The 8,985-nt window shown below is 68.8% G+C and carries 7 protein-coding genes; 3 read left to right on the forward strand and 4 right to left on the reverse strand.

Annotation, left to right across the window (positions count from 1 at the left end):
* Positions 1-87: 87 nt before the first annotated feature.
* On the reverse strand, positions 88-2,385 hold the full coding sequence (locus F9K34_RS14360; protein WP_291337665.1) for a glycosyl hydrolase family 28-related protein: 2,298 nt from the start codon (positions 2,383-2,385) through the stop codon (positions 88-90).
* 272 nt (positions 2,386-2,657) lie between these two features.
* Between F9K34_RS14360 and F9K34_RS14365 the strand changes: the two genes are divergently transcribed.
* The gene (locus F9K34_RS14365) at positions 2,658-3,521 is read left to right on the forward strand and encodes a CHAD domain-containing protein (protein ID WP_291337667.1); all 864 of its coding nucleotides are present in this window, start codon (positions 2,658-2,660) and stop codon (positions 3,519-3,521) included.
* 16 nt (positions 3,522-3,537) lie between these two features.
* Here the strand turns inward: F9K34_RS14365 and F9K34_RS14370 are convergent, their stop codons facing one another.
* Entirely contained in the window at positions 3,538-5,112 is a 1,575-nt protein-coding gene (locus F9K34_RS14370; RefSeq protein WP_291337669.1) for a lysine--tRNA ligase, read from the reverse strand.
* 111 nt (positions 5,113-5,223) lie between these two features.
* On the opposite strand from F9K34_RS14370, the gene F9K34_RS14375 reads away from it, so the two are divergent.
* Positions 5,224-5,646 (forward strand): tellurite resistance TerB family protein, encoded by a 423-nt coding sequence (locus F9K34_RS14375; protein ID WP_291337671.1) that lies wholly within the window; start codon positions 5,224-5,226, stop codon positions 5,644-5,646.
* Positions 5,647-5,696: 50 nt separating this feature from the next.
* Positions 5,697-7,028, forward strand: a complete 1,332-nt coding sequence (locus F9K34_RS14380; protein WP_366557911.1) for a D-amino acid dehydrogenase — start codon at positions 5,697-5,699, stop codon at positions 7,026-7,028.
* A 160-nt stretch (positions 7,029-7,188) separates the two neighbouring features.
* Here F9K34_RS14380 and F9K34_RS14385 read toward each other — a convergent pair whose 3' ends face one another.
* Both F9K34_RS14385 and F9K34_RS14390 read right to left on the reverse strand, forming a co-directional pair.
* The gene (locus F9K34_RS14385) at positions 7,189-7,509 is read right to left on the reverse strand and encodes a GFA family protein (RefSeq protein ID WP_291337675.1); all 321 of its coding nucleotides are present in this window, start codon (positions 7,507-7,509) and stop codon (positions 7,189-7,191) included.
* Positions 7,510-7,602: 93 nt separating this feature from the next.
* The coding region (locus F9K34_RS14390) for a D-alanyl-D-alanine carboxypeptidase/D-alanyl-D-alanine-endopeptidase (protein WP_291337677.1) at positions 7,603-8,985 on the reverse strand (1,383 nt) is incomplete at its 5' end.

Here is an 8,985-nt window from a genome sequence, read left to right on the forward strand (position 1 = left end):
CCTCTCGGCGGTGCCGCCGCCGCCGCCGCTGTAGGCGGCCGGCGGACGGGTGCCCCCGCCCGCCCGCGATCGCGGCGTCCGGCGGCCTTAGTCGGGGTTGTCCATCCGAACCTTGATCTGGATGCGTCCCTTGGCCGCCGCCGCCCAGTTGACCGTGACGTTCTGCTTGGCCGCGCCCTGCTCCACCTCGACATAGGGCATGTCGCCGCGCCGTTCGTTCGACGGTCCGGTGATCATCCCCTCGGCCACGAGCGACTCCACGTTCCGCGCCCAGCCCCCGAACGGCAAGTAGGGTCCGGGGCTCACCGTCCACACCGTGGCCGCGGTCGCCTGGTCGAACTGCAGGAAGACCGGGTTGGCGATCGGCTGTGTTACCGCGGTGAAGGAGTTGGCCTCCACGGTCACGTTCCGCATGCTGTTGTAGGTGAGCGGCGCAAAGGTCGTGTCCACCGCCTCCACGCGGTCGATCGCCCCCTGCAATGCCTTGAACACGTTGCCCGAGATATTGACGCCCCTGAGGAAGTGCCCCGGCCCGTAGGGCTTCACGACGAGGAAGGCGAACCACGGCGCCACGTCGCTCGCGGTGAAGGTGTTGCCGGTGACGGTCAGCCCGCCGAAGGAATACTGGTTGGCGAAGCTCGGGTCGCTCTCGTACTCGTTCGTCCACTCGATGGAACAGTTGTCGATATAGTTGCCGGTGATCGTGGTCTTGACGTCGGTGCCGGCGATGATCAGCCCGGGGAGCCGCAACCCGTCCACCTCGGTATCGCCCTGGAACCAGTGGTTGCCGACGATCAGGTTGCCGTTGCCGCCGAGAACCGCGAAGTGGCGGAACTGCTGCGCCCGGCAGTCGCGGATCTTCACGTCGTTGGCGTTGGCGTTGAGCGCGATCGAGATGCGGTCCTGCGACCTGAGCCCACTCTCGTCGGAGGCAAAGTTGCAGCGGTCGATCAGCATGCCCTGGCAGCCGTCGCCGATCGAGGTGAGGCCGCGGTTCCTCGGCCGGGTGACGAAGCAGTCGCGGAGTTGGAAGAGCGAGCCCGAGACCGGCAGCATGATCCCGCTGGCATAGCCGTTGCACTGGACCTCCACCTCCGCCAGGATCATCTTGGAGAGCGCCGAGAACCCCGCGAAGTCGAGCACGTATTTGAACCGGGTGAAGGTGTAGACCTGCGTCCCCGACGCGCCGAAAAGGGGCTGGCTCAGCGTCAGCGTTCCCGCCGCGACGTTCACCGCCGTCACATAGACCTCGCGCCCGACGCCCGTCCCGGTGACCAGCGATCCCACGGGGACGTTGGCGACGTTCACGACACCGGACAGCGCCTTCTCGTTCGCCGGGTTGTAGCTCGCCTGCGAGGTGACGACGGTCGGGGCCCAGGCCGGGCCATCCACCACGTCGAACTGGCCGTTCCTGATGACCCGGCGCGTTGCGAAACTGGTCTTGTTGTTCACCGCTGCCTGCATGTCGATCGGCGCGGTCACCTCGATCCGCCGCCCGCAGAGATCGAGCCCGTCATGATCGACGAAGTTGAGGAGTGCCTGGAACGCCCGCTTGAACCCTTCCTCTTCGCTGCCGAAGGCCGCCGCGTAGCTCGGCAGGTCGAAGCTCCGGGTCAGCGACAGGCGGCGGTTTGCGGGCATCGTCACCGTGCCCTCGAACCGGGCCGGAGCCTCGAAGGTCACGTCGGCGTCAAGGAAATAGGTCCCGGCCGAGACGAGAACCGACCGGCCCGACACGAAGGCCGCCGTATCGGCCGCCTCGAAGGCGGCCGCGTCGTTGGTGACGCCGTCGCCCGTCGCGCCATAGTCGCGCACGTCGACCCAGTCGATCAGGTCGCGCAGGAAGACCGCGGTCACGTCCTCGATCTCGATGTCGTCGATCCGCACCACGCCGCCGTTCGGTCCCGTCAGGTCAAGCCCGAAATGCCCGAAGAGCGCGGCCGTGCCCCAGCTCATGTCGACGCCGCCGCGGGCGCCGGTGCCGACGATGGCCTCGACCGTCTCGACCTTGCCATAGGCGCTGAGCTGGACACTGGGACCGGTCTCGACCACGCCCGTCACATGCGCCCCGCCCGCGCCGCCCGCCCAGGCGGCGATGCGCACGGCCGGAAGGTTGCCGCTCATCGCCTTCACGCGGGCGCGGACACGCAGGTAGCAGCCCGGCAGGATCGGCGTGTCGCCCATGTGGCGCAGCTTCACCGTGCTCGTGGTCTTGACGAGTTCGAGGCTGCCGGAGAAATCCTGGTCCGCCGGCACCAGCGCGGCATTGGGCGAACCGGCGTAGGTCGGCGACCCCGGCGTGCCGTCGCCGCTCGACCACAGGTCGAGCCCAGTCTCGAAGGCGGGCGGCATGAAGACCAGCCCGTCGGTGATCGCCTTGTTCATCGTGGAAGACCCCTTGTCCGTTTCAGGCCCCGCCACGGGCGGCTCCATCCGCGCCCACCGGGCGGCCGGGCGCCGCCACCGGCACCGTGGGAAGGTTCGCTCGTCCGGGATAGTGGCGGCCCACGCGGGACCCGGGGGGCAGAACTATCCCGAAAGGGTGACCGTCGCCTTACGCCTGCGTTCGCACACCGGACGCGACACAGGCGTCATCGCACCGTTACATTCGCATTCTCTATTGGCGCGCGACACGCCGCGCTTCGGGACCTGAACCCATGGCCTACAGCATCGCCCCCAAGGACAAGTCGGCCAGCAAGGCCGTCCGCCGCATCGCGCGCGAACGGCTCGAGGACTCGGTGGCGCTGGTCGCCGCCGACCGGATGCCGCGCGTGGCGCTCGTCCACGAATTGCGCAAGAACGTGAAGAAGACCCGCGCGCTCCTGCGCCTTGTCCGGCCGGGGTTCGAGGCCTACGCGCGGGAGAACGCCGCCCTGCGCGAGGCCGGCAGGATGATCGCGGACCTGCGCGAGGCCGACGTGCTCGCCCAGTGCTTCGACACAGTGGCCGCCCGCGTCTACACGCCGCCCGAGGTGCTCGCCACGCTCCGCGACCGGGTGATCCGCCCCCCTGCGGCCGACGCCGACCCCGACGAAGTGCTGAAGGCCCATGCCGAGAAGGTCGCGGAGATCGCCGGGCGTGCCCGCAAGTGGAAGGTGGCGGAGGCGGGCTTCGACGCCTTCGAGACCGGGCTCGAACGCTCGTGGACCGCCGCGCAGAAGGCCATGCGCGCCGCTTTGGCCGAGCCATCCGGAGAGACGCTCCATCTCTGGCGCAAGCGCGTGAAGGACCACTGGTATCACGCGCGCATCCTTCAACCGGTCTGGCCCGAGATGATGACCCATCACATGGACGCAGCCGAAACGCTCGGCGAGACGCTCGGCGACGCCCGCGACCTCGCCTTTCTCGCCGAGGCGCTCGCCGGTCTGCCGGAGGCGGCCGAGATCCGCGCCGCGGCGCAGGCGGAAGAGGCGCGCCTTCTCGCCGACGCGAAGGTCCTCGGCCGTCCCTTCCTGAGCGAGTCGGCCGGGGGCCTTTCCCGGCGCTGGCGCGGCTGGTGGGAACTCTGGCGGGAGGCTTGACCCTCAGGCCCCGGGGTCAGGCCGCGCCGGACAGCGCACGCTCGATCAGCCGCACCGTCTCGTCGATACCGTAGAGCGCGATGAAGCCGCCGAAGCGCGGACCCTGGCTCGCGCCCAGGAGCACCTCGTAAAGCGCCGTGAACCAGTCCCGCAAGGGCTCGAACCCGTGCTCCTTGCCGACCGCGAAGACCATCGACTGAAGGGCCTCCGCATCGAGCCCGCCGTCCCAGGCCCTGAGCCGCGCGACGAGGTCCTCCATCGCCGCCCGCTCCGTCCCGGAAGGCGCCCGGAAGACCCGGCCCGGCGCAACGTGGTCCGTGAAGTAGCGCACCGCGAATTCCGCCGCCTGGTCGAGTTGCGGGTTGGCCTCGGGCGAGGCGTCCGGCGTATAGCGCCGGATGAAGCCCCAGAGCCCCGACTTGTCCTTCGCCCCGGCCACGCTCGCGAGGTTGAGGAGCATGGCGAAGGGCACCACCATGTCCGAGGCCGGCGGCTTGCCGCCATGGATGTGCCAGACCGGGTTGGCGAGCTTGCCCGCCGTGTCCTGTTCGGCGAAGGCTTTCAGCTGCTGGTGGTACTCGTCCACCGCCTTCGGGATCACGTCCCACCAGAGCCGCTTCGCGGTCTTGGGCTTCTGGTACATGAAATAGCCAAGGCTCTCGGTCGAGGCATAGGTCAGCCATTCGTCGATGGTCAGCCCGTTGCCCTTCGACTTGGAAATCTTCTGCCCCTGCTCGTCGAGGAACAGCTCATAGGTGAAATGTTCGGGTTTGCGTCCCCCCAACACCTCGCAGATGCCGTCGTAGATCGGTGTATTGGTGCTGTGGTCCTTGCCGTACATCTCGAAATCGACATCGAGCGCAGCCCAGCGCGCCCCGAAGTCCGGCTTCCACTGCAGCTTCACGTTGCCGCCCGTCACCGGCAGCGTCCATTCCCGCCCCGTCTCGTCGTCGAAGGTGACGGTGTGCGCGCGCTTGTCGACATGCTTGATCGGCACGTAGAGCACCCGCCCCGTCTCGGGATGGATCGGCAGGAAGCAGGAATAGGTCTGCTGCCGCTCCTCGCGCAGGCTGGCCAGCATGATCTCCATGATCTGCTCGTAGCGCTCGACGGCAAGCCTCAGCGTGTCGTCGAAGCGGCCCGAGCGGTAGAACTCGGTCGCGCTGATGAACTCGTACTCGAACCCGAAGGTGTCGAGGAACCGGCGCAGCATGGCGTTATTGTGGTCTCCGAAGCTCGCGTATTCGCCGAAGGGATCGGGAACCGAGGTCAGCGGTTTTTGCAGGTTCGCCCTCAGCATCTCCGGCTGCGGCACGTTGTCGGGGACCTTCCGCATCCCGTCGAGGTCGTCCGAGAAGCAGAAGAGCCGCGTCGGGATGTCCGAGATGATCTCGAAGGCGCGGCGGATCATGGTCGTCCGCTGCACCTCGCCGAATGTGCCGATATGCGGCAGGCCGGAGGGGCCATAGCCCGTCTCGAAGAGCACGTAGCCCTTTTTCGGCGGCGCCTTCTCGTAGCGTTTCAGCACGCGGCGCGCTTCCTCGAAAGGCCAGGCTTTGGAGTTCATGGCGGCGTCGCGCAGCGAAGTCATCTCAGGTGCTTTCCGAAACGCGGCACCCGGCGTGCCGCAAGGCCCGTCCCTATTGAAAGGGGGCCCTATCGTCAATAATTTGCCCGCCGAACCAGCGAAGGACGAACCCCCGTGACCCATACGCTTCCCGCCTTCTCCGCCCAGGACGCGCTCGTCGCGATCATGGTCACGGTCTCGGTCTCCGACGAGACGATCCGCACCGCCGAACTTGTCGCCATCGAACGGCAGGTGAACCACCTGCCGATCTTCGCCGACTACGACATGGACGCCGTCAAGGAAGTGGCCCAGACCGTCTACCGGCTCATGGAAGAGGACGACGGGCTCGACACGCTCTTCGCCATGGCGCGCGAGGCCCTGCCCGAGCGGCTCTGGGAAACCGCCTACGCGCTCGCCTGCGACGTGGCGGCGGCCGATGGCACGCTTGGCCAGAGCGAGCTCAGGCTCCTTGAGGAAATCCGCCACGAGCTCACGATCGACCGGCTCGCCGCGGCGGCCATCGAACGCGGCGCGAGGGCGCGACACCTGGTGCTCTGATCGTCACCGGAAAGGCACGACCGGCTGGCCACTGAGCTGCGCCGTTCCGGCTGGCCGCGTTCGCCGTTGCCGGCGCGCGCGTTCCCCGCCATGCTGGCCCCGGAACAGGACAGGAAACGGACATGAAAGTCGTCGTCATGGGCGCCGGGGTGATCGGCGTCACCACCGCTTACTACCTCGCCCGCCAGGGCGCCGAGGTCACGGTGCTCGACCGCCAGCCCGGCCCGGGCATGGAGACGAGCTACGCCAACGCGGGGGAGCTTTCCTACGGCATGACCTCGCCCTGGGCCGCGCCGGGCGTCCCGATGAAGGCCGTCAAGTGGCTCTTCATGAAGCGCCGGCCGCTCTTCATCTGGCCGCTCATCAGCCCGCGCATGTGGCGCTGGGGGGCAGAGATGCTGACCAACTGCACCGAGGACGCCTACCGCCGCAACAAGTCGCGCATGGTCCGCGTCTCGAACTACTCGCGCGACGTGCTCCCGGACCTCATCGCCGACACCGGCATCGCGTTCGACCTGCGCGAAAAGGGCACGCTCCAGCTCTTCCGCACCGAAAAGCAGCTCAAGGCGTCCAAGGCCGACCAGGACGTGCTCTCCGCATTCGACAGCCCCTTCGAGGTGCTCGACCGCGAGGGCTGCATCGCCGCCGAACCGGCGCTCGCCCTTGTCCGCGACAAGTTCGTCGGCGGTCTCAGGCTGACCGCCGACCGCACCGGCGACTGCCGCATGTTCACCGTGGCCCTCGCCGAGAAGACCGCGGCCCTCGGCGCGCGCTTCCACTATGGCCAGAAGATCCGCCTCATCCAGGTCAAGGGCGACCGCGTGATGGGCGTCATGACCGAGGCGCTCGGTCGGGTGGAGGGCGACGCCTATGTCTCCGCCCTCGGCTCCTTCGGGCCAAAGCTCCTCGGCCCCATCGACATCCGCCTGCCGGTCTATCCGGTGAAGGGCTACTCGGTGACTCTCCCCGTCACCGACGACCGTTTCGCGCCGCAATCGACGATCATGGACGAGACCCACAAGGTGGCGATCACCCGCCTCGGCGACCGCATCCGCGTCGCTGGTACGGCCGAGATCGCGGGCTATTCCGACCGCCTCGGCCCGCACGCGACCTCAACCGTGCGCCACGTCGTGGGCGATCTCTTCCCGAAGGGCGGCGATCTTGCGCGGGCCGAGGGCTGGACCGGCCTTCGGCCGATGACGCCCGACGGCACGCCGATCCTCGGACCCACGCGCTACCGGAACCTCTTCCTCAACACCGGCCACGGCACGCTCGGCTGGACCATGGCCGCAGGGTCCGGCCGCGCGGTGGCCGATCTCGTCATGGGCCGGAAGCCCGAGATCGACTTCGACGGGCTCACCGCCGCCCGCTACGGGATCTGAGGTCCCGATCGGGGGCGACGGGACCGCGCCCGCGGCGACCCGACCGGCGGGCGTCCGCTCGCGCCGGTCAGTTTTCCGGATTGTGCTCGCTCCTCAGAAGGGCAATCAGCCGGTCCGCATCCTGCTCGGAGAGTTTCGGCAAGTCCTCGCAGACGCGATACTAGGGCAGTTGCGTGTCGGCGTAGATATGCCTCGTCACCCTGACCTCGCCGGGCCGGTCCAGCGTTCCCACCGTCAGGTTCGTCAACCAGTCATCATCCGGCCTCAGCGCCTGCCACACGATCCGCGACCGGCAAGTGCCGCAGAAGCCGCGCTTTCCGTCCGCCGAGGACACGTAGTACTTCGGCTCGTCCTTCAGGTAGCGCAGCGTCCCGGCCCTGATCAGGACCGTGATCTCCGCCGGCTGCCCGGTGCTGCGCTGGCAGATGGTGCAAGGGCAGATATAGCCGTTGTGCAGAAAGACCTCCGCCTCATAGCGCACCCGGCCGCAAAGTCAGCCTCCGGTGACCTTCGTTGCCCGTTGCATCTTCCGCGCCTCCCCGGTCGATATCCGAAAGCCGTCATCGCGCCCGCTTCAGGCCCCGTAGACCGCCGCCCAGCGCTCGATCAGCCGCTGTTGCAGGTGCTTTGACCGCTTCACCCAGGGACCTACGCCGGGGGCGTTCTCCTTCTGGCTGTCGGGAATGGAATCCCGCCGCGCCACGTCGCCGGTGAAGATCGCGAAGGCAAGGTCGGTGCCCCCCGGCGCGCGGACATATCCTGCGAGCGTCGAGATGAAGTTGAGCGTCCCGGTCTTTGCCTCCACCGTCACCGGGGACTGCTTCAGCTTCCGCCCCGCCTCGTCGCGGAAGGCGAACTCCTTCATCAGGCCCCGGATGCCCGACCTCGGCCCCAGCGCCACCAGCGCCCGCACCATCTCCTCGGGCGAAATGCGCGAGGCGCCCGCAAGGCCGGAATGGTCGGCGAAGCGCGCCTTCGCCCCGGTTCTCTGGCCCAGCCAGGCCGCCATCTCGCGCGCGGAACCCACATGGCTCGTCGCGCCGCGCCGGGCCGAAGCCGCCATGCCCACGACCTCCGCCGTCATGTTGGTGGAAAACCTCATCATGTCGCGCAGGATGACGGGCAGTTCCGCGCTCGCCCGCTCGACCAGCACCGCGCCGGCAGGCGCCCCCGTCGCCACCTCGGGCGCCGGCAGCGGAATGCCCTGCGCGCGGGCGAGCGTCTGGAAGACGTCGCCGGCGTAAAGCTCCGGCCGCCGGACCGGCAGCCACCGGCTTCCGCCCTTGCCGAGCGCCTTCGTGGCCACGGTCCATTCCTCGACCTTGCCCCGCCGGTAGGTGAAGACGGGCAGCTCCCGGTCGGCGAGCGCCACGCGCGAAGAATAGACCGGCGGCGCGAACCGCTCGGCACGGGCGTCCATGCCGACCTCGTAGCCCTTGCCCGCCCGCTTCCAGACGAAGTTCACCCGGTTGAAGTTGAGGTTCAGCCCCGACACCGCCGGGTTGTAGCCGAGCCATTCCGGCTGGCTCCCGTCGATCGCCTCGAGGTAGGGCAGCGCCCCGCCCCAGACCCGGAACCGCCCGGTGACGCCGGTCACGCCCTGCGCCCTCAGGGCGGCGGCCATGTCGCCGAGGTCGTCGGTCGAAAGCGTCGGGTCGCCGCCGCCGGCAAGGATCAGGTCGCCCTGCACCTTGCCGCCCGCGATCGGCCCCGTCGCGACAAGCCGCGTCGGAAAGCGGTAGCCCGCGCCGAGGTGCTCCAGCGCATAGAGCGAGGTGATGACCTTCAGCGTCGAGGCCGGCGGCATCGGCCGGTCGCCCTGCCGCGCCTCCAGGACGAGCCCGGTCCTTGCATCGGCCACCACGTAGCCGACCTCGCCGCCAAGCTTCGCCGCGCCGATCAGGTCCTCCGCCGGAATCGCGGCGGGGCCAAGCGCGCGCACCGCGCCCCCCGCCCG

Source organism: Albidovulum sp., from assembly GCF_008933605.1.
In the GTDB taxonomy this organism is placed as follows: domain Bacteria; phylum Pseudomonadota; class Alphaproteobacteria; order Rhodobacterales; family Rhodobacteraceae; genus Albidovulum.

Excerpts from the sequence above, each read along its gene's own strand:
- F9K34_RS14365 (WP_291337667.1), top strand. The coding sequence starts at position 2,658 with ATGGCCTACAGCATCGCCCCCAAGGACAAGTCGGCCAGCAAGGCCGTC.
- F9K34_RS14360 (WP_291337665.1), bottom strand. The coding sequence starts at position 2,385 with ATGAACAAGGCGATCACCGACGGGCTGGTCTTCATGCCGCCCGCCTTC.
- F9K34_RS14370 (WP_291337669.1), bottom strand. The coding sequence starts at position 5,112 with ATGACTTCGCTGCGCGACGCCGCCATGAACTCCAAAGCCTGGCCTTTC.